General features: G+C 35.8%; 21 protein-coding genes and 1 other RNA gene. 4 read left to right on the top strand and 18 right to left on the bottom strand.

The window, feature by feature from the left end; genetic code table 11:
• Positions 1-2: 2 nt before the first annotated feature.
• Genes BMX24_RS05900 through BMX24_RS05885 form a run of 4 tightly spaced genes read right to left on the bottom strand, consistent with a single transcriptional unit; the run spans position 3 to position 2,710 of the window.
• Positions 3-731 (bottom strand): DUF3667 domain-containing protein, encoded by a 729-nt coding sequence (locus BMX24_RS05900; RefSeq protein ID WP_089791123.1) that lies wholly within the window; start codon positions 729-731, stop codon positions 3-5.
• 19 nt (positions 732-750) lie between these two features.
• Positions 751-1,143, bottom strand: a complete 393-nt coding sequence (locus BMX24_RS05895) for a hypothetical protein (protein ID WP_089791122.1) — start codon at positions 1,141-1,143, stop codon at positions 751-753.
• Position 1,144: 1 nt separating this feature from the next.
• Positions 1,145-2,095, bottom strand: a complete 951-nt coding sequence (locus tag BMX24_RS05890) for a glycosyltransferase family 2 protein (protein WP_089791121.1) — start codon at positions 2,093-2,095, stop codon at positions 1,145-1,147.
• Between the two features lie 15 nt (positions 2,096-2,110).
• Positions 2,111-2,710 carry a DUF4199 domain-containing protein gene (locus tag BMX24_RS05885; protein WP_089791120.1) on the bottom strand — a complete coding sequence of 200 codons (600 nt, stop codon included), beginning with the start codon at positions 2,708-2,710 and terminating at the stop codon, positions 2,111-2,113.
• A gap of 131 nt (positions 2,711-2,841) precedes the next feature.
• Between BMX24_RS05885 and ffs the strand changes: the two genes are divergently transcribed.
• Positions 2,842-2,939, top strand: an RNA gene (gene ffs / locus BMX24_RS05880) — signal recognition particle sRNA small type.
• 107 nt (positions 2,940-3,046) lie between these two features.
• Here ffs and BMX24_RS05875 read toward each other — a convergent pair.
• The 4 genes from BMX24_RS05875 to BMX24_RS05860 form a co-directional block, all read right to left on the bottom strand.
• Complete coding sequence (locus tag BMX24_RS05875) at positions 3,047-3,733, bottom strand: metal-dependent hydrolase (RefSeq protein ID WP_089791119.1); 687 nt, start codon at positions 3,731-3,733, stop codon at positions 3,047-3,049.
• A gap of 226 nt (positions 3,734-3,959) precedes the next feature.
• Positions 3,960-4,406: an SRPBCC family protein gene (locus BMX24_RS05870; protein ID WP_089791118.1), complete on the bottom strand. Its 447-nt coding sequence runs from the start codon at positions 4,404-4,406 to the stop codon at positions 3,960-3,962.
• Between the two features lie 12 nt (positions 4,407-4,418).
• Entirely contained in the window at positions 4,419-5,348 is a 930-nt protein-coding gene (gene menA / locus BMX24_RS05865) for a 1,4-dihydroxy-2-naphthoate octaprenyltransferase (protein ID WP_089791117.1), read from the bottom strand.
• Between the two features lie 88 nt (positions 5,349-5,436).
• On the bottom strand, positions 5,437-6,273 hold the full coding sequence (locus BMX24_RS05860) for a 1,4-dihydroxy-2-naphthoyl-CoA synthase (protein WP_089791116.1): 837 nt from the start codon (positions 6,271-6,273) through the stop codon (positions 5,437-5,439).
• 31 nt (positions 6,274-6,304) lie between these two features.
• Here BMX24_RS05860 and BMX24_RS05855 point away from each other — a divergent pair, with 31 nt between their 5' ends.
• Entirely contained in the window at positions 6,305-6,520 is a 216-nt protein-coding gene (locus BMX24_RS05855) for a hypothetical protein (protein WP_139176754.1), read from the top strand.
• Between the two features lie 305 nt (positions 6,521-6,825).
• Here BMX24_RS05855 and BMX24_RS05850 read toward each other — a convergent pair whose 3' ends face one another.
• Positions 6,826-7,857 (bottom strand): tetratricopeptide repeat protein, encoded by a 1,032-nt coding sequence (locus tag BMX24_RS05850; protein ID WP_089791114.1) that lies wholly within the window; start codon positions 7,855-7,857, stop codon positions 6,826-6,828.
• A gap of 29 nt (positions 7,858-7,886) precedes the next feature.
• Complete coding sequence (gene gyrA, locus BMX24_RS05845; protein ID WP_089791113.1) at positions 7,887-10,475, bottom strand: DNA gyrase subunit A; 2,589 nt, start codon at positions 10,473-10,475, stop codon at positions 7,887-7,889.
• Positions 10,476-10,623: 148 nt separating this feature from the next.
• Between gyrA and BMX24_RS05840 the strand changes: the two genes are divergently transcribed.
• Positions 10,624-10,938 carry a DUF4286 family protein gene (locus tag BMX24_RS05840; RefSeq protein ID WP_089791112.1) on the top strand — a complete coding sequence of 105 codons (315 nt, stop codon included), beginning with the start codon at positions 10,624-10,626 and terminating at the stop codon, positions 10,936-10,938.
• 236 nt (positions 10,939-11,174) lie between these two features.
• On the opposite strand, the gene BMX24_RS05835 is transcribed toward BMX24_RS05840, so the two are convergent.
• The 4 genes from BMX24_RS05835 to BMX24_RS05825 form a co-directional block, all read right to left on the bottom strand.
• Positions 11,175-11,360: a hypothetical protein gene (locus tag BMX24_RS05835; protein WP_089791111.1), complete on the bottom strand. Its 186-nt coding sequence runs from the start codon at positions 11,358-11,360 to the stop codon at positions 11,175-11,177.
• Positions 11,361-11,516: 156 nt separating this feature from the next.
• Entirely contained in the window at positions 11,517-11,789 is a 273-nt protein-coding gene (locus tag BMX24_RS21000; protein WP_139176751.1) for a hypothetical protein, read from the bottom strand.
• A 108-nt stretch (positions 11,790-11,897) separates the two neighbouring features.
• The gene (locus BMX24_RS05830) at positions 11,898-12,392 is read right to left on the bottom strand and encodes a GNAT family N-acetyltransferase (protein WP_089791110.1); all 495 of its coding nucleotides are present in this window, start codon (positions 12,390-12,392) and stop codon (positions 11,898-11,900) included.
• A 6-nt stretch (positions 12,393-12,398) separates the two neighbouring features.
• A complete protein-coding gene (locus BMX24_RS05825) occupies positions 12,399-12,911 on the bottom strand; it encodes a DUF421 domain-containing protein (RefSeq protein WP_089791109.1) in 513 nt (170 codons plus the stop codon).
• Between the two features lie 127 nt (positions 12,912-13,038).
• Here BMX24_RS05825 and BMX24_RS05820 point away from each other — a divergent pair, with 127 nt between their 5' ends.
• The gene (locus tag BMX24_RS05820) at positions 13,039-13,566 is read left to right on the top strand and encodes a hypothetical protein (RefSeq protein ID WP_089791108.1); all 528 of its coding nucleotides are present in this window, start codon (positions 13,039-13,041) and stop codon (positions 13,564-13,566) included.
• 41 nt (positions 13,567-13,607) lie between these two features.
• Here the strand turns inward: BMX24_RS05820 and BMX24_RS05815 are convergent, their stop codons facing one another.
• The 4 genes from BMX24_RS05815 to uvrA form a co-directional block, all read right to left on the bottom strand.
• The gene (locus tag BMX24_RS05815) at positions 13,608-13,742 is read right to left on the bottom strand and encodes a bacteriocin-like protein (RefSeq protein ID WP_089791107.1); all 135 of its coding nucleotides are present in this window, start codon (positions 13,740-13,742) and stop codon (positions 13,608-13,610) included.
• Positions 13,743-13,887: 145 nt separating this feature from the next.
• A complete protein-coding gene (locus tag BMX24_RS05810; RefSeq protein WP_089791106.1) occupies positions 13,888-14,289 on the bottom strand; it encodes a hypothetical protein in 402 nt (133 codons plus the stop codon).
• Positions 14,290-14,518: 229 nt separating this feature from the next.
• Positions 14,519-15,118, bottom strand: a complete 600-nt coding sequence (locus BMX24_RS05805) for a hypothetical protein (RefSeq protein ID WP_089791105.1) — start codon at positions 15,116-15,118, stop codon at positions 14,519-14,521.
• Positions 15,119-15,129: 11 nt separating this feature from the next.
• Positions 15,130-17,961: an excinuclease ABC subunit UvrA gene (uvrA, locus tag BMX24_RS05800; RefSeq protein ID WP_089791104.1), complete on the bottom strand. Its 2,832-nt coding sequence runs from the start codon at positions 17,959-17,961 to the stop codon at positions 15,130-15,132.
• Between the last annotated feature and the right edge of the window lie 343 nt (positions 17,962-18,304).

The raw sequence follows: 18,304 nt of genomic DNA, 5'->3' as shown, positions 1-18,304 counted from the left end.
ATTTAAAATATTTTATATAAAATGATAATTATAGTAAAGCTTTCTATTCCCATCAAAACATAAAGAACCGATACTCTCCACAGTAGACCTGATTTTGAGTACAAATTTTTAAAAGCATTCCAATAAGTAATTGCCGGGAAGAGAATAAAAAGACCGAATATAATTTTATCGATAATATTGAAAATGCCTGATACAGGTTTCCATAGCCCTATCAAACTTACAATATCATCCAACAAAAATATGATTAAAATTCCTAAAAGACTAACAGTTGCAATGATAAAATGTTCCGCAATATTTAATTTTAATCTTTTAAAAAGAAAATATGCGTTGATTCCTAACACCGGAATGATGATAAACAGGATCGTTTTCGAATATTTTGAAAAAAAAGCTCTTAAATCTGAAAACTCTGCAACATCTTCCTGAGGAGCAAATTTTTCATAAAAATGGAGCCCCAACACATTAAAACCAAAAAGAATCAGCAACAACGAAATAAAATTGTTGTACCTGATTCTTTTTCCTGAAATATAATCCATCGCCGTTTTACCGGGTCTGATAATAATATCTTTTAAAGTTTGGAAAAACTTGGCTTCCACATGCCAAATTGAACCGAGAATATCATTTTTTATAAGCGAATAGGGAGTTATTCTTGCTGTGTCGGCTTTCTGTCCGCAATGAGGGCAAAACTCATCGGATATTGAATGACCGCAGTTCAAACAACTTTTTGTATTCATTCTGAATTATTACATCATTTTAACCATTTTCTATTGATGCTCCGTAAACAATTAAAGTAACAAAAATTACAACAATTATTAAAGCTATAATTAGTGGTTTCCAAATTGGCTTCTTTGGATATTCTTCTTCATTTGGAAAATATTTTGGTACAAAATAATAGGATAATAAACTTCCCCCTCCCAAACCACACAAATAAGCAAGTGAGCTTTTGGGTTCTTCAGGAATATTTACAATAGCTATTGTAATGATTGTTAACAAAATAGAAATTCCTAAAACAATATAAGCTTCTTTTTTCTTTTTAGCATCAATTAAGTTTTGATAAAGCAACACCCCTCCAAAAAGAGTGGAAAGAAAAATAGAAAAACCTAAAATCGTTTTTTTAGAATAAATTTTGGGTAAATTATCTTCCATGTTAAATCACTTCGTCGATATTGTAGTTTTTATGCTCTCTATTGGTTCTGATGATCATTTCACCTAAAAATCCGGCTATGAAAAGCAAAGTTCCCATGATCATCATCGTTAAAGCAATGAAAAACCAAGGATTGTTGGTAATCAAATGTCCATAAATTCCTCTGGAAACATCAATTAATTTTGAAATTCCCAGCCAAAGTGCAGAAAGAAAACCAAAAATAAACATTAAGGTTCCCACTGCTCCAAAGAAATGCATCGGTCTGCCTCCGAAACGGCTTACAAACCAAAGTGTTACCAAATCCAGGAAACCTCTGATGAATCGCTCCGTTCCAAATTTTGAAGTTCCGTAAGGTCTCGCCTGATGCTGAACCTCTTTTTCAGTAATTTTTCTGAAACCTGCATTGGCAGCCAAAACCGGAATGTATCTGTGCATATCTCCGTAGACATCGATTGTTTTTACAACCTGTTTTTTGTATGCTTTCAGTCCACAATTGAAATCGTGCAGATAAACTCCCGACACTTTTCTCGCCGCCGCATTGAACAATTTTGACGGAACATTTTTCGTCATCACATTATCAAAACGCTTCTTTTTCCAGCCCGAAACAATGTCATAATTATCATTGATAACCATATTGTAAAGCTCAGGAATTTCTTCCGGAAAATCCTGTAAATCAGCATCCATGGTAATGATAACGTCTCCGTTTGTTCTTTCAAAAGCTGCGTGAAGAGCCTGCGATTTCCCGTAATTTTTGGAAAATTTTATTCCGTGGATCTGAGGATGCTGAACCTTCAGATTTTCAATAATGCTCCAGGATAAATCTGTACTTCCGTCATCCACAAACCAGATTTCGTATGATAAATTGTTTGATTTACAAACATTATCAATCCTTGAAAAAAGCTCTTCCAATGAAGCTTCTTCGTTTAATAACGGAATAACTATAGATAAATTCATGTAATTTTAATAAAATTATTCTTGATTTTCTGTTTCTTGGTAAATCGTTTTCGTTCTGAAAAACGCTCCGAAAAACAATGACAAAACTACGTAAAATATAAGAATTGCCGCAAAATATCCTGAAAAATGACTTGCCGTAAGCATATCTTTTCCTTTCACCGCTTCGGGCGTGAAACTTTGAAGTCTTTCCTTGTATTTCTGATCCAGCTCGTCGATATCTTTTTGATGTTTTAAAATCTTTCTTGCAGAAGTGTATTCTTTGTCTAATTCAGCTTTTTGTCTTGTGACATACTGGTAATTCAGCAATTTTTTTGCATCCGTATCCACAAAATTCAGGTAAGCGTAAATGCTGAAAATCGAAAGAATTCCCCCGACAAACATCGGTACAAAAGCTCTTTTGAAAGCCTGCTTAAAACTTACCACTCTATGATTGTTCCAGTAAGATTTCACCGACCAGAACGCTGTTCCTGCATACAAAACAGGCAATACGAAAGCATTGGCTTTCAAAGAGATATCAAAATAATTGATTCCCGAGAAAAAATAATACACTACAAAAAAAACGATCATTGTAGCGATAAAAAGTATAATTCCTAATGTTGATGGACTTTTCGTCATATTTAATTTTTTAGAAAAAAGTTGAAAAATTATTCCTTTACATTTCAACAGTTTAGCTTTGTTGCGGTATTTTTTCGACTATTTTTCTTTAATAATGTTTTCAAGTTTATAAAATATTCCTATCTTTGCACCGGCAAGTCCTAAACAACCAGCTCCTGAGAATCCTCCAGGGTGGGAACGCAGCAAAGGTAATTGGTCGTAGCGGTGTGATTTAGGTAGCTTGCCATTTTTTATTGGTTTAAGTTGAAGAGAGGTAATTTGAAAATTATCTTTTTTTGTTTCTAAACTTTTCAACATTTCCATTCTGATTTTCAAATTACCTTTTCAATTTTTTATTTAAAATTCGAACGCCTCACCTAGTTTTGGTAAAACAAGCTCTACATTTTTGTCTGCAAAATGCTTCAATGCACTTTCATGATTAATTTCAATCGCAGGGAACGTATCAAAATGACATCCGATTACTTTTGGAGTTTTCAATAATTCTGCTGCTGCGAAAGCCGCTTTCCTAGGACACATTGTGTAGTGGCTTCCGATCGGAAGAATCGACAAATCGATCTTTCCGAAAAGTCTTGGGAATAATTCCATATCAGCCATTACGCCTGTATCTCCCGCTAAATAAAGGTTTTTGCCTTCAGGAAGTCTGAAAATATAGCCTACAGGAACGCCTCCATAGCTTCCGTCAGGAAAAGAACTCGTGTGGTGAGCCGGAACCATGGAAATTTTAAGATCCTCGATTTTCGCCGACCCTCCTAAGTTTACATCATCTGTATTTTTTGCATTTTTGAAATATCCGCAGATTTCAGGAACCGCAATAATAGTAGCTTCCGGATGATATTGCAATACTTCTTCTACATCAGCAATATGATCGCCGTGAGCGTGCGTCAATAAAATATAATCGATTTTCTGAGCTGAAATATCAAATCCCGACTCTGCCTTTTTGTAGTTGTAGAAAGGGTCGCTGAGTATATTTTTGTTTTTGTAGGTGAACAAAAAACAGTTTTGTCCCAGATATTGTATTTTCATTTTTAATTTTATTTTTTGAATTTTTATTTACTTTATTTAAACACTAATGGCACGAATTTTTTCACTAATTTTTTAATGAAAATTTGATGAATGCTTCGACAGGCTCAGCATGACAACGCTAATACTAACTGTTGTTTTTTAAATGCTAATGGCACGAATTTTTTCACTAATAACACGATTAAAAATATTAGTGAAAATTTGTGAAACTATTTGTGTAATTCGTGTTTCAATTAGATGGAAATTTATCCTCAATTAATCTCAAATTAATTCCGTGTTCCAGATAGGCTTTGCAGCCGTCTAAAACTGTTGTAAAACCTCCTGTATTGTCATTAATTATCTTTAACAAATCTTCTCCGGTTTGAGAAAATCCGTAACTTTTAATGATCACTAAAGTTCCTTTTTCTATTTCTTTGAATTCGTAGTCTACATTCGTTGAAGGATTGCCCCATTTTGTTTTTATCAACTGATTTTGAACAACCTGAAGAACCTTAACATCGGTTTTTACGCCGTACATTTCCCATTCCCAAGTCACGGTTTTACCTTCTTCTAATTTTCCTGTAGATTTTGTGAACCAGAAATTAGTCGTCACTTCAGGATTGATGAATGCATTAAAAACATCTTCAATCGGTTTTCTGATAAGCATTTGAGCTTCAACGTAAACATTCGAACTCATGATAGAAATATTTTAGTTAAAAAAATTAAGTCCAAAAGCGGTAAGAACAGCTATCATGAAAGTCATGATTCCTACCTGTTTCAGGAACGGATCAAGCTCTTTCGGCTCTTTTACAGCCATGATTTTTCTTCTCAATTTCATTAATGGAAGCAATAAAATCATTACAATAAAAACGTAATAATTCTGGGTTTGGAAAAACCCGTTGACTCCTAAAAACATTAAAATTAAAATCAATGGAAGCTGCAACAAAACCATTTCATAAATCATCGCATTTTTGAATCCGATTCTTAACGCAAAACTGTTTTTCCCTGATAATCTGTCGCTTTCAATGTCTCTCATATTATTCAGATTCAAAACAGCCATACTCATCATTCCGATCGCTGTTCCCGGCAATAACATATCCCAGCTGAATGATTTTGTAAACAGGAAATAACTTCCGCAAACAGAAACCAATCCGAAAAAAATAAATACAAAAAGATCTCCCAATCCCATGTATCCGTAAGGTTTTTTACCTACTGTATATCCGATTGCTGCTAAAATACATGCCACTCCCAATCCTATGAAAATGTAAAATTCATTCATATATTTCGGGAAGAAAGCAACATACAACAAGGCAACTGTTGCGACTAGAGATAAAATCGAGAAAAGAATTACTGCATTTCTCATTTGTTTTGCCGTAATTTTTCCTGATGCTACCGCTCTCGCTTCTGCTTCTGTTGCTCTTTTCGCGTCTGTTCCCTTTATTCCGTCTCCGTAATCATTTGCATAATTTGAAAGGATCTGATATAGCAAAGTCACCAAAAGTGCCAAAGCAAAGATTTTCCAGTCCCAAGTTCCACCTTCTCCGTAAAGTCTCCATTTTGCGATGAAAGCTCCCATAATAATTCCGCTCAATGAAAGCGGTAATGTTCTAAGCCTTGCGGCTTTTATCCAATCCGACATAATTTTAGTTGATTGTTTATAGTTGATGGTTGCTAGTTTATAGTTGCCGGTACATTGTATCAACCAGCAACCAGAAACTAATAACTAATTACGATATCCATTGATTTTCTCCGAAGTCCGGCTTTCTTTTTTCAAGGAATGCATTTCTTCCTTCTTTTGCTTCTTCCGTCATATAGGCCAAACGAGTTGCTTCACCCGCAAAAACCTGCTGACCAACCATTCCGTCGTCTGTAAGGTTCATCGCAAATTTCAGCATTCTGATGGATGTCGGAGATTTTGCTAAAATTTCCTGAGCCCATTCGTAAGCCGTATCTTCCAATTCTGCATGAGGAACAACTTTGTTTACCATTCCCATTTCGAAAGCTTCCTGAGCTGAATAATTTCTACCTAAAAAGAAAATTTCACGGGCTTTTTTCTGTCCGACCATTTTTGCTAAATATGCCGAACCATACCCTCCGTCGAAGCTGGTAACATCGGCATCAGTCTGCTTGAAAATAGCGTGTTCTTCACTCGCTAACGTCAAATCACAAACCACATGAAGAGAGTGACCTCCACCAACTGCCCATCCCGGAACCACTGCAATCACTACTTTCGGCATAAAACGAATCAAACGCTGAACTTCCAGAATATTCAAACGGTGTCTTCCATCTTCACCTACATATCCCTGATGCCCTCTCGCCTTTTGGTCGCCCCCGCTGCAGAAAGCCCATCCTCCGTCTTTTGGACTTGGCCCTTCTCCTGAAAGCAATACAACACCTATCGAAGAATCTTCGTAAGCGTCATAAAAAGCGTCATATAATTCTGAAGTAGTTTTTGGTCTGAAAGCGTTGCGAATTTCCGGTCTGTTGAAAGCGATTCTCGCTACACCATTACATTTTTTGTATGTAATATCTTCGTATTCTTTGGCGGTTTTCCACTCAATCATTTTTGTAAAAATTTTTCTCAAAGATACGGAATTGCAGAGAATTTTAACATCGATTTTTGATGATAAATCTTGGAAAGTTTGTGGGGGTTTTTGGTTTGAAATTATTTCGGATGAAATTAATTTTAACGCAAAGTTTGCAAAGATTTTTTTAAAATTATTGAGAATATTTTTCGTTCGCAAAGGTATTTCATTCAGCAAAGAAAACGCTGGATTTGTTATTGGGACGGAGGGGCTTGCAATAAAATAAATTATTTACAAGCTTTTGAACTACGTTCGTAACCTTCAATATTAAAGCTATCTATTAAGTTTTTTTTCTTGCTGATTACGCAGATGATTGAGGAATATTTAATATGTCGTGGCCGAATTGGATTTTGTAAAATAAAACTGAAAACTTCATTTAGATCCTTTCAGGATGGCAAACATAATGAGCCTTGTCAAGGTTTTAAACCTTGACAAGGCTGTGGATAAAAACAGGCTAAAGCCCCGTTTCTATTGAATAAAAAAACCGAAACAAATTTGTTCCGGTTTTATAGGTAATTCAATTGCTTGAAATTATTTTGGTTGTTTTGCCTGAAGTTCAGCTTCTTTAGCTTTCATTTCATTAAACTTAGCTGTATTTTTTGTAATACTGTAGATTTCTTTTAACATCTGAACAGCATTGATGTCATTCGGTACAGCCTGATACCATTTTTCAGCCAAAGGTAAAGCTTTGTTGAATCTTTCTTTTCTGGCATCGATTAATTTTGTAGCATCATCCGGCTTAGTTTTTCTAAGTGTATTGATTTCGCTTACTGCTTTTTCATCGTCACCGATTGCTGTGTACACTAAGTTCTGATAAGCATTGGAGAAATCCGGTTTCAGCTCAATCGCTTTCTGGAAAGAAGCCATTGCCTCGTTTGCCGTTGCAGGATTTTTAGACTGAAGAACTCCTAAATTGTACCAGTTGGTAGCATCATTAGGGTTTTTAGCTAACTGCTCTTTCAGATTCTGCATAAATTTGTCTGTGTTTCCAGAGGCATACAATGCAGTTCCCTGATATTCTTTAAGTTTGGCATTGTTCGGGAATTTTGCCAATCCTTTTTCGATGATTGCTAAAGCTTCGTCGTTTTTCTTAGCATTTAACAATAATGTTGACAATGTTTCATACAAATCCGATTCTACACTTGGCGTCTGTTCAGTTTTAAAATCTGAATAATCTCCACCCGACTTTTTCAACAATTCCCAAGTTGCTTTGTCATAGCTTGCAACCTGACCTGTTTTTTTGTCTTTAGCAGTATAATTTGTTTCAACACCGGTGTATCCTGAGTTGATCAAATCTGTATATATTTTAGTGGCCTGATCGATATTATTTGCCAAAGCATAATTAAGACCCGCATAATACATATATACTTTATTATCCTGCCCGTTTGTTTTCAGTAAGTTATACACTTCCATGAACTTAGGACCCGCCACAGCATAGTTTTTTGCATTATATGCGTCCATTGCCGCTTTGTTAGCTTCTTGTAGCTGAGCGTTCACATCACCTTTCTGTCCGAAAGCAAAAGCCGATGCTACGATAGCCATACCTAAAATTAGCTTTTTCATAATCACTATTTTATATTAATTGTACAATATTATTCTTCCGAATCAGAGTTCTCAGTTTCCTCAGTCGAGTTTTCGTTTTCCGTTTGAGGTGCTTCTGTATTGTTTTCCTGGTTATCAGTTACAGTTTCTGTTCCTTCTGCATTTTCTTCAGAATCATCTTCTACATCTTTATCCATTTCTACTTTTGCGATGGCTGCAATTTCGTCATTTTTCTTAAGGTTAATCATTCTTACCCCTTGTGTATTTCTACCCATCACTCTCATCTCATCCATATTCATACGGATCGCAACACCGGATTTGTTGATAATCATCAATCCGTCTTCGTCTGTTACGTTTTGGATGGCAATCAGATTTCCTGTTTTTTCGGTAATATTAAGGGTGATAACTCCTTTTCCTCCTCTGTTGGTGATTCTGTAGTCTTCTACTGCAGTCCTCTTACCGTATCCTTTTTCAGATACCACAAGAACCGTTTCGTTTTCTACATCGTTCACAACAATCATACCAATTACCTCGTCATTATCTTCCATCGCGATACCACGAACCCCGATAGAACCTCTACCCACTTCTCTTACTTTTTCCTCAGGGAAACGGATACATTTACCATTTTTGGTAGCAATCATGATCTGAGAAGTTCCGTTTGTAAGATAAGCGCTTAATAATTGGTCATTATCCCTGATTTCGATGGCATTTACCCCATTCACTCTCGGTCTTGAATAAGCTTCCAATGATGTTTTCTTGATCGTACCGTTTTTCGTTACCATCACAACGCTCATTTGATTTACGTATTCAGAATCTTTTAAGTTGTTGGTTCTGATATATGCTTTAATCTTATCGTCCGGTTCAATATTAATTAAGTTTTGTACCGCTCTTCCTTTTGCCGTTTTAGAACCTTCAGGAATTTCGAATACTCTTAACCAGTAACATCTTCCTTTTTCCGTGAAGAACAACATATATTGGTGATTGGTTGCAGAAACGATATATTCTAGGAAGTCTTCATCCCTTGTCGTTGCCGCTCTGTTTCCTACACCACCTCTACTTTGGATTTTGTATTCTGAAAGTGAAGTTCTCTTGATATATCCTGCGTGAGAAATCGTAAGAACTACAGATTCATTAGGAATGATGTCTTCAATTGACATTTCACCACCTGAATAATCGATTTCAGTTCTTCTTTCGTCGCCGTATTTTTCTTTAACTTCAATTAATTCATCCTTAATGATCTGGAATCTTCTAGGTTCGTTAGCCAAGATATCTTCCAAGTCGGCAATTTCTTTCATGATTGTATCGTACTCATCACGGATCTTATCAAGCTCCATTCCTGTCAAACGAGCAAGACGCAGATCAAGAATCGCCTGAGCCTGAATTTCAGAAAGTTCGAATTCTGTGATTAATCCTTCTTTTGCCGCTTGTGGATTTGCAGAGTGACGGATGATGGAAATCGCTTTATCTAAAGCATCCTGCGTTCCGATCACTTTCATGAAACCTTCTAAGATGTGAGCTCTTTCTTTCGCTTTTCTAAGCTCAAACTGAGTTCTTCTTACAATAACTTCATGTCTGTGCTCCACGAAATGGTGGATGATATCTTTTAAGTTTAACTGTTCCGGTCTACCGTGTACCAAAGCAATATTATTAACACTAAAAGATGTCTGAAGCGAAGTATATTTATATAATAAGTTTAAAACAACATTAGGAATCGCATCATTTTTCAATTCATAAACGATACGAAGACCTCTTCTGTCTGACTCATCTCTAATTTCGTAAATTCCTGTGATTTTTTCATCTTTTACCAACTCAGCTGTTCTGGCGATCATTTCAGCTTTGTTTACCTGGTAAGGAATTTCTGTAACGATAATTGCATTTCTGTTTCCGATTTCCTCAAAAGCAACTTTAGCTCTAAGAACTACCCTTCCTCTACCTGTGTGGAAAGCATCTCTTACTCCATCATATCCGTAGATAATCCCACCTGTAGGGAAATCCGGAGCGATGATGTGATGCATTAATTCATCAATGGTGATTTCTCTGTTGTCGATGTAGGCACAGATTGCATTTACAGATTCCGTCAGGTTGTGAGGAGCCATGTTTGTTGCCATCCCTACCGCGATACCGGAAGTTCCGTTTACTAAAAGATTCGGAATTTTTGAAGGTAAAACCGTTGGTTCAGTTAAGCTGTCGTCGAAGTTATTCTGGAAATCTACCGTTTCTTTGTCTAAGTCTGAAAGCACCTCATCAGAGATTTTTTTCAATCTTGCTTCGGTGTAACGCATTGCTGCAGGCGGGTCACCGTCCATAGAACCAAAGTTACCCTGGCCGTCGACCTGTGGATAACGCAAGCTCCAGTCCTGAGCCATTCTCACCATTGCATCATATACAGAGGAGTCTCCGTGCGGGTGGTACTTACCTAAAACGTCTCCAACAATTCTCGCAGATTTTAAATATTTTCTATTAGAAAAAACCCCTAATCCATACATACCATAAAGCACTCTTCTATGAACGGGTTTCAAGCCATCTCTTACATCAGGTAACGCCCTTGAAACGATAACCGACATCGAATAATCGATATAAGATGACTTCATTTCATCAACAATGTTGATAGGAATCAGTCTTTCTCCTTCTTTTTGCATAAACAAATTTTATTATAATGATAGTCAGACCCTTAGCTGTATGTCTGAAAATTATTCTTTTCGAAATTTTATTAACGGGCTAATTTACGAAAAATTTGCCGATTTTTGTGGTACAATTTATCCACAAAATCTTAAAAAATCATAAAATATGAGCGTATTAAGTATAACTTTCCACTGCACGAAAAATAATATTGAAGAATGGGAAAATTATATTGACGAAACATTGGTTTTAATGACTGAAAATTTAATGGATGTCAACAAATATATCCTTTCTGAAGTTCACAGCGATTATATTGAAGAAGGAAAAAACTATAACCTTCTTTTAATTTTTGATAATGATGAGCTGAGAGAAGATTTCATCAAAAGCGAAATGCTAAATATCGCCGAACGGATTGAAAAGAAATTCGGACAAGACGTGATGATCTTCAATACGTATTTAAATCCGAAGAGGTCGAGGATGTAAGGGGGATTCGAGGTTCGGGATGCGGGATTCGAGGTTTGGAGTTTTAGGTTCTGGGTTTGGAGTTCTGGGTTTCGGGTTTTAGGCTAAGGCTTGTTTTGCTTCGCTTGGGATGTTTTTTCTTGATTTTTATAATAATTTGATGCTTTTATTTTTGAAAATATTGGTGTCATTTTCATTAAAAAAATATAAGACAAAAGCCCTGTATTTTTCAGGGCTTTTTATTTTTTTTCTCAATTTCATCTGTGATGTCCGTGACCTCTATGATGTCCGTGGCCGTGGCCATGTCCTCTTTTCTCATAGATATACACTCTTTTCGCATGTCCCGGAGGTAATCCTCTTCTTCCGTGATGCTCATGGACAATACATGAAGTCAGCATCAACATTACCGTCGTGACTCCGACAATTTTCATCAAACCTTTCATTTTTTCTCTTTTTCAAATTTCATTGTGTAAAATATCAATGTTAATGCCAAAATGAATTAGAGAGTTTGACAATTTTTGAGGCATTGGGTTTAAAAGTTTGTGTTTAAGGTTATTGAATTAAAAATAAAAAAGCACTGAAAATCTCAGTGCCTTACTTTATAAATTTACAATAACTACCGGTCTGCTATGATAAACACGGTAGGGTCTGTGAGCATAATATCGATGTCTTACAGGTCTGTAATAATGTCTTTTGTAATAATGTTTTACAGGTCTGTGATAGCTATAAACCTCTCTGTAGTGGGGTCTGTGCGATCTGTGATAATGATGTTTCGGACCATGATGATGGTGTTTTTGAATAGGTGCCGCCTGAGAATAAGCAAAGGAAAAGACCATTAAGAAAAGTCCTATTACTTTAGTTAGAATTTTCATACTCAAATAAATTTCAATTAAGTACAAAAAATTACAATACTAATGCCAATAATGCTTTATTCTTAAACTCTTAGAAATTTTTAAGAAATTTTATTATTTTTTCTGATTTCAGGAAATCATTTCGCTTCTTTTTTCAAGTAAAATAATATCTTTCCACTGTCCGTTGAGTTTGGCTAATTTTTTCCGAATTCCTACCGTTCTGAAACCGTTTTTCTGATGAAATTTCAGCGATACTTCGTTTTCCATGAATATATTTGCCTGTAAAGTCCAGAATCCGTGGTTTTCGCTATCCAAAATCATCTTTTTAAGTAAAACCGAACCCAAACCCTTACCCTGATAATTATTATCAAAATAAATGCTCACTTCTGCCACTCCTTTATAGCATTCTCTTTTGCTTACGGGTTTCAGTGCGCACCAGCCAACGACCTCATTGTTTTCGTTTTCCAGAATCCAGCGGCAGTCGTTGAAATATTCCATATTCCAGGCTTCGGCGGTGGGAATTGTTGTTTCGAAAGTAGCCATTCCGCCATCTACACCCTGTCTGTAAATTTCTAAAACCCTGGTTTCATCACCGGGAAGCATTTCTCTAAGTTCGTAATTCATTGTATTTTAATGATATTTTCGTTTGTACTTTCTTTTAATTCTGGAATAATGCGTTTGCTTATTATTTTCGTCTTCAGAAATCACGCTTATATTTCCATCTACTTCAAGAATGGATAATTTTACATTTTCGATACTGTCGACCCCATGTTCCCGGATGGCTTCTTCCAGTTCGTTTTTACTGATTTTAACTTTATCTAAAGCCATTTCATCCACTTTTCCGTCTCTCACTAAAATAACAGGGTCATCTTCAAGAAGGGTTTCGAATTTACGATTGGAAAACATAAATCTTTTAACAATAAAATTGGCGATAAAAAGAACCAAAGCCGCGATCAAACCGCCTTGAAGCGATGTATCGGGACCAACCATGGCGTTCTGAACCGCATTTGAAATCAGCAACAACAAAACCACATCCCCTGCATTGAGCTGGGAAAGCTGGTTTTTACCAAAAATACGAATAGCAATCACCATAAAAAGATAAACGCAAAGTGAGCGGAGCACTACATCAAGAATCGGATTCACAAGAGTTTTTTATACTATCAAATGTATTAAATTTTTATTTTGCACGAATAATTATTTATGTCTGAAAAGATTAAGTTCTGGCATACGTTTTGACAATCTACACCTGAACATTAAAACAACACATTTTATGAAAAATTTATTTCTCCTGCTAAGTGTATTTTTACTTTTTACGGGTTGTATAAAAAACCAAAACCGCCCTAAAGATCAGGAAGCAAAAGCAGAAATCACAAAAAAAGTAAATGCATTGTATACTTTGGATAGATCCAATGACCGATACACTCCTCCAAAAGATTTGTTTTCAACTGAATTGGAGAAACTGCTTAATGAATGCACAAAAATAACAATTGCCGATACCGAAAAAATAAAGAAGAGTGATCATCCTACAGATATGCCCCGAATGTTGGTTTCTTATCTGATGACAAACCTGCAAGATACAGCTACGGAATTCAAAATAAAAAAAATAAACGTAAACGGTAGTACCGCGGAAGTATTTACAGAGTTTTATTATGAAAATGATCCCAAATTAACACAGCATGTTAAAATAACTTTAATTAATAAAGACGGATGGAAGATTGAAAATGTAATTTATAATAAAGATTCAAACCTCAAATCTACTCTTGAAAGTTTTATTAAATATTCGAAAGAAAGTAATTAAAAGAAATAAAAAAAGCCGCTCACTGAAGCGGCTTTACTTTTTTAAGGACATTGAGAAATTGGAATTTCGCTGCATACGACAGCATTCATCCATTCGCAATACACGCAGTATTTTTTCGGAGCACCTCCGTTTACTGCCTTCAGTTCCTCTTTGTTAAGTTTTTTTAAGTTTTTCATATCGTTTTAATTTTGCTGATTAAATTTAAAACGAAAATCATTATCAATTATTACAATTTTACATTTAATTTTTTCACGATTTACACTTTTAATAAAAAACCACACAGAAATCTGCATGGTTTTGATATAAAAGATTTTATGAATATTATCTGTTGTTGATATCCACTCTTACGGGCATTACATAGGTAGAAGCAATCATATTCTGGTTGATTTTTTTGCTGTCTACTCTGTATTGAAGGCTGCTTAATACTTTTTCAATTTCTTTACTTACATTTTTGCAGTCGCCTTTAGAATGAACGTTTACGATCTTTCCGTTTTCTGCAATATCAAATTTCACTTCCGAGTTTACAACACCTTGTTTGTAATCTGAATTGGTGAAATCGAAGTTAGCCATTAATAAATTTCTGATTTCATTGAAAGCATCATTTTTATTCAACTGAACTTCCTGAATCATATTATTTGAAGTTTGTGCTTTAGCAGTATTCACAACAGCCATACATCCACAAACGAAAATTGAAGCGATAAATATTTGAACTTTATTTTTCATAACTCTTTGGTTTTAAATGTTATATTAAACTTATTTACTATTTCTTTACCAAAGATATATAAAATAATTTACAATAATTTTACATACAGTTAACATTGAGTTAACATTGGAATTCAAACTATTGATTTTCAGATAGATAAAATTTTAAAATTTTTGAAAATTTAACATTGGAAGTGGAAATTGGGCATAAAAAAGGCTAAACTATTTAAGTTTAGCCGCGTATTTTAAATTATAAACCTTCGATAATTCTTTTGCTTTCTAATTCATCAATAATAAATTTCGCATCACTTTCATTGATATAATTACTTTCATAAAGCCAATGAATTCTACTGATTTGTACATGAACCGGAATTAAATTATCAACTTTATAATAAGCTTTTAAAAAAAATTGCTTTTTACTTTCCTTTATATTTGAAATAAAATCATCAACTTCTTTCATCTCTTTTTTCGCATAAGAAAAAACAAGTGGTTTAGAAGCTGTAAGACTTTTAGAATTTTCCCTTTTGAACTCATTATTACATAAAGCAGTTACAATTAAGGAAGGAATCAGTGCAATGACAAAAACGATCATTCCTAATGAATAAGAAAGCTCATAACTTTCGTTAATAACGATTGTAAACAATATCGAATTAAATATCATAGAAATAACTATTCCAATTAATACAGGATCTTTCTTTTTTCTAAATACAGTTTCATCATACTGAATATCTTGAAAATAAACTTTATACTCATTTATTTCTTTTGCAAAATTGTTTTTTACAAAAACTCCATCTTCCTGAATTTCAAAATATTTTGAATTTCTTCCATCTTTTTGTGCTAATGTGTTCATATATTAAAAATTTACTCCAATTCCCTCTTCAAAAACTTCCCCGTCAAGCTCTTCTTAGACTTCACAATTTCCTCAGGAGTTCCCTGCGCTATGATCTGTCCTCCGTGTTTTCCTCCTTCGGGACCGACGTCGATGATGTGATCGGCCAGTTTTATCACATCCATATTATGTTCGATAATGATGAATGAATTTCCCAGTTCGACCAGTTTATTGATGGCATCCATCAGGATTTTCACGTCTTCAAAGTGAAGTCCGGTTGTCGGTTCATCGAGAATGTATAAGGTATTTCCGGTTTGTCTTTTTGCTAATTCTGTTGCTAATTTAATACGCTGAGCTTCTCCACCCGAAAGCGTTGTCGACTGTTGTCCCAATGTGATATATCCCAAACCAACATCCTGTAAAGTCTTTACTCTGGCAAAAATTTTAGGAATCGGCTGGAAAAACTCTACCGCTTCATCGATCGTCATATCCAACACATCGGAAATCGATTTTCCTTTATAACGAACCTCCAGAGTTTCTCTGTTGAAACGCTTTCCGTTGCAGGTTTCACAGTGAACGTAAACATCCGGCAAGAAATTCATTTCAATAACCTTCAAACCGCCTCCCTGACAGGTTTCGCATCTTCCGCCCTTTACGTTGAAAGAGAATCTTCCCGGTTTGTAGCCACGAATCTTACTTTCCGGCAATTCGGCAAAAAGATTTCTGATATCTGTAAACATTCCTGTATAAGTCGCAGGATTCGAACGAGGCGTTCTTCCGATTGGCGTTTGGTCTACGTCTACAATTTTATCAATATTATCAAGTCCTTCTATTTTTTTGTAAGGTAAAGGTTCCTGAACGGCTCTGTAGAAGTGTTTGTTCAGAATCGGATACAAAGTTCCGTTAATCAAAGAAGATTTTCCGCTTCCCGAAATCCCTGAAACCACAACCAATTTTCCCAAAGGAATATCAAGCGTTACATTTTTAAGGTTGTTTCCTGTAGCGCCTTTTAACAGTATATTTTTACCATTTCCTTCTCTTCTCTTTTCCGGAATGGCAATTTTTCTTTTTCCGTTAATATATTGAGCGGTAATCGTATCCGCTTTCAGCAAATCTTTAGGTTTTCCCTGCCAAAGAATTTCTCCCCCGAATTTTCCGGCTCTCGGACCGATATCCAAGACCTCATCGGCTTCCAGAATCATATCTTTGTCGTGCTCTACCACCAACACAGAGTTTCCGATATCGCGAAGATTTTTTAAGGAAGCAATTAATCTTTCGTTGTCCCTTTGGTGAAGTCCGATACTTGGCTCATCCAAGATATAAAGAACGTTTACCAACTGTGAACCGATCTGTGTTGCCAGACGAATTCTCTGAGATTCCCCTCCTGAAAGCGTTTTCGAACTTCTGCTCAAACTTAAATAATCTAAACCGACATCCAGCAGAAACTGCAGTCTCGTTTCAATTTCCTTTAAAATTTCATGAGCGATAATGGCATTTTTTTCTGAGAATTTATCTTTAACGTCGGCCAACCATTCTTTCAAGTCTGATAAGCTCAATCCGTTCACCTCAGCAATATTTTTTCCGTCAATTTTAAAGCTTAAACTTGAAGGCTGAAGTCGGGTTCCACCGCATTCCGGGCAGGTTTCTTCTGTCGTGAAATGTCTTTCCAGCAAAATAGCTTCGTAGGATTCCCTTTCTTCAATAATTTCCTCCATGAAAGGAATCAGACCATCAAAACTGATTTTAATTTTTTTGGTAATTCCTGCGTATTTTAAGTCTTTATTAAATTCTTTGTGACAGCCGTTGTAGATATAATCCAACGCTTCTTCCGGGATATCCTGAAGAGGTGTTGTAAATCCTAATCCGAAAATTTCGAGAATATTTTTAATCTGAGATAAAATCCATTTGTTTGATTTAATATCTTCCAAAGGCAGCAAACCACCCTGGTTAATGGATAATTTCGGGTTTTCTACAAAATAATCGGTGTTGATTTTTTTAATCGTTCCCAGACCTTTACAGTTCGGACAGCTTCCTTTCGGTGAGTTGAACGAAAAAGTATTCGGCTCCGGCAACGCCAATGAATGACCTGTTTCAGCATCCATCAGATTTTTAGAAAAATATTCGATATCCGTGCTTCCCAGCTTTTGAATTCCGATAAGTCCTTCTCCCATTTCCATCGCTGTCCTGAGCGATTTTTCCATTCTGCTTTCTGAAGCTGTTTCCCCGATAATCCAACGGTCGATAACGATGTCGATGTCGTGGGTTTTGTAACGGTCGAGCTTTAAATCATATTCAATATCCTGCAATTCACCGTCAATTCTCGCCTGTCCGTATCCTTTCTTCGCCATCTGCACAAAAAGCTCGTGATAATGCCCTTTTCTGGAACGTACAACCGGCGCCATCAACATGATTTTCTCGCCTTTATAATTTTCCTTAATCGTATCAAGGATTTGATCTTCGGTGTAGCTTACCAGCTTCTTCCCCGTTGTCTGAGAATACGCATCTGAAACCCTTGCGAACAAAAGACGAAGGAAATCGTACAGTTCTGTCACGGTTCCTACGGTAGAACGCGGGTTTTTGTTGGTGGTTTTCTGCTCGATGGCAATTACGGGTGACAATCCTTCGATTTTATCGACATCAGGACGTTCCAGGCCTCCCAAAAACTGTCTTGCATACGCAGAAAACGTTTCGATATAACGGCGCTGCCCTTCGGCAAAAATAGTATCAAAAGCCAATGACGATTTTCCGCTTCCCGAAAGCCCTGTAATAACGACCAATTCGTTGCGCGGAATTTTTACGTTAATGTTTTTAAGATTATGCTCACGTGCACCGTAAACTTCTATATATTCTGTTGATTTACTCATAATTTGGTGTGACTTTACCTGAAAATCACGATGTGCAAAATTACGGAATTTTATGGAATTTTTTGTGTTAAAAAATGTTAGATTAATTAACCTCAAAAGGATAAAGTTTTGGGGGTTTTGAGTTCGGTTTTAAATTTTATAAGATTATCAGCGTTTGAGATCCTTCGACTGCTTTGCGCTCAGGATAACGGTGCAAAATCTTCTGTAGAGAATGTAACATCTAGTATTAGAGTTCTGTCATCCTGAAAGGATCTCAACAATGCAACTCAAAAACCCTTCGACTGCTTCGCGCTCAGGGTGACACTGGCAAATTATTGTGTATAAGTAAACAGTTTGTATTAGC

Source organism: Chryseobacterium wanjuense (genome assembly GCF_900111495.1).
GTDB lineage: Bacteria > Bacteroidota > Bacteroidia > Flavobacteriales > Weeksellaceae > Chryseobacterium > Chryseobacterium wanjuense.
The sequence above is the reverse complement of the archived record's forward strand: the minus strand, read 5'-3'. Positions and strand labels throughout refer to the sequence as shown.

Coding starts and splice junctions, on each gene's coding strand:
- BMX24_RS05830 (WP_089791110.1), bottom strand. CDS start 12,392: ATGAATTACGAACTTAGAGAAATGCTTCCCGGTGATGAAACCAGGGTT.
- BMX24_RS05815 (WP_089791107.1), bottom strand. CDS start 13,742: ATGAAAAACTTAAAAAAACTTAACAAAGAGGAACTGAAGGCAGTAAAC.
- BMX24_RS05870 (WP_089791118.1), bottom strand. CDS start 4,406: ATGAGTTCGAATGTTTACGTTGAAGCTCAAATGCTTATCAGAAAACCG.
- BMX24_RS05895 (WP_089791122.1), bottom strand. CDS start 1,143: ATGGAAGATAATTTACCCAAAATTTATTCTAAAAAAACGATTTTAGGT.
- BMX24_RS21000 (WP_139176751.1), bottom strand. CDS start 11,789: ATGAAAATTCTAACTAAAGTAATAGGACTTTTCTTAATGGTCTTTTCC.
- menA (WP_089791117.1), bottom strand. CDS start 5,348: ATGTCGGATTGGATAAAAGCCGCAAGGCTTAGAACATTACCGCTTTCA.
- BMX24_RS05860 (WP_089791116.1), bottom strand. CDS start 6,273: ATGATTGAGTGGAAAACCGCCAAAGAATACGAAGATATTACATACAAA.
- BMX24_RS05840 (WP_089791112.1), top strand. CDS start 10,624: ATGAGCGTATTAAGTATAACTTTCCACTGCACGAAAAATAATATTGAA.
- BMX24_RS05810 (WP_089791106.1), bottom strand. CDS start 14,289: ATGAAAAATAAAGTTCAAATATTTATCGCTTCAATTTTCGTTTGTGGA.
- BMX24_RS05890 (WP_089791121.1), bottom strand. CDS start 2,095: ATGAATTTATCTATAGTTATTCCGTTATTAAACGAAGAAGCTTCATTG.
- BMX24_RS05850 (WP_089791114.1), bottom strand. CDS start 7,857: ATGAAAAAGCTAATTTTAGGTATGGCTATCGTAGCATCGGCTTTTGCT.
- uvrA (WP_089791104.1), bottom strand. CDS start 17,961: ATGAGTAAATCAACAGAATATATAGAAGTTTACGGTGCACGTGAGCAT.
- BMX24_RS05805 (WP_089791105.1), bottom strand. CDS start 15,118: ATGAACACATTAGCACAAAAAGATGGAAGAAATTCAAAATATTTTGAA.
- gyrA (WP_089791113.1), bottom strand. CDS start 10,475: ATGCAAAAAGAAGGAGAAAGACTGATTCCTATCAACATTGTTGATGAA.
- BMX24_RS05835 (WP_089791111.1), bottom strand. CDS start 11,360: ATGAAAGGTTTGATGAAAATTGTCGGAGTCACGACGGTAATGTTGATG.
- BMX24_RS05900 (WP_089791123.1), bottom strand. CDS start 731: ATGAATACAAAAAGTTGTTTGAACTGCGGTCATTCAATATCCGATGAG.
- BMX24_RS05885 (WP_089791120.1), bottom strand. CDS start 2,710: ATGACGAAAAGTCCATCAACATTAGGAATTATACTTTTTATCGCTACA.
- BMX24_RS05875 (WP_089791119.1), bottom strand. CDS start 3,733: ATGAAAATACAATATCTGGGACAAAACTGTTTTTTGTTCACCTACAAA.
- BMX24_RS05820 (WP_089791108.1), top strand. CDS start 13,039: ATGAAAAATTTATTTCTCCTGCTAAGTGTATTTTTACTTTTTACGGGT.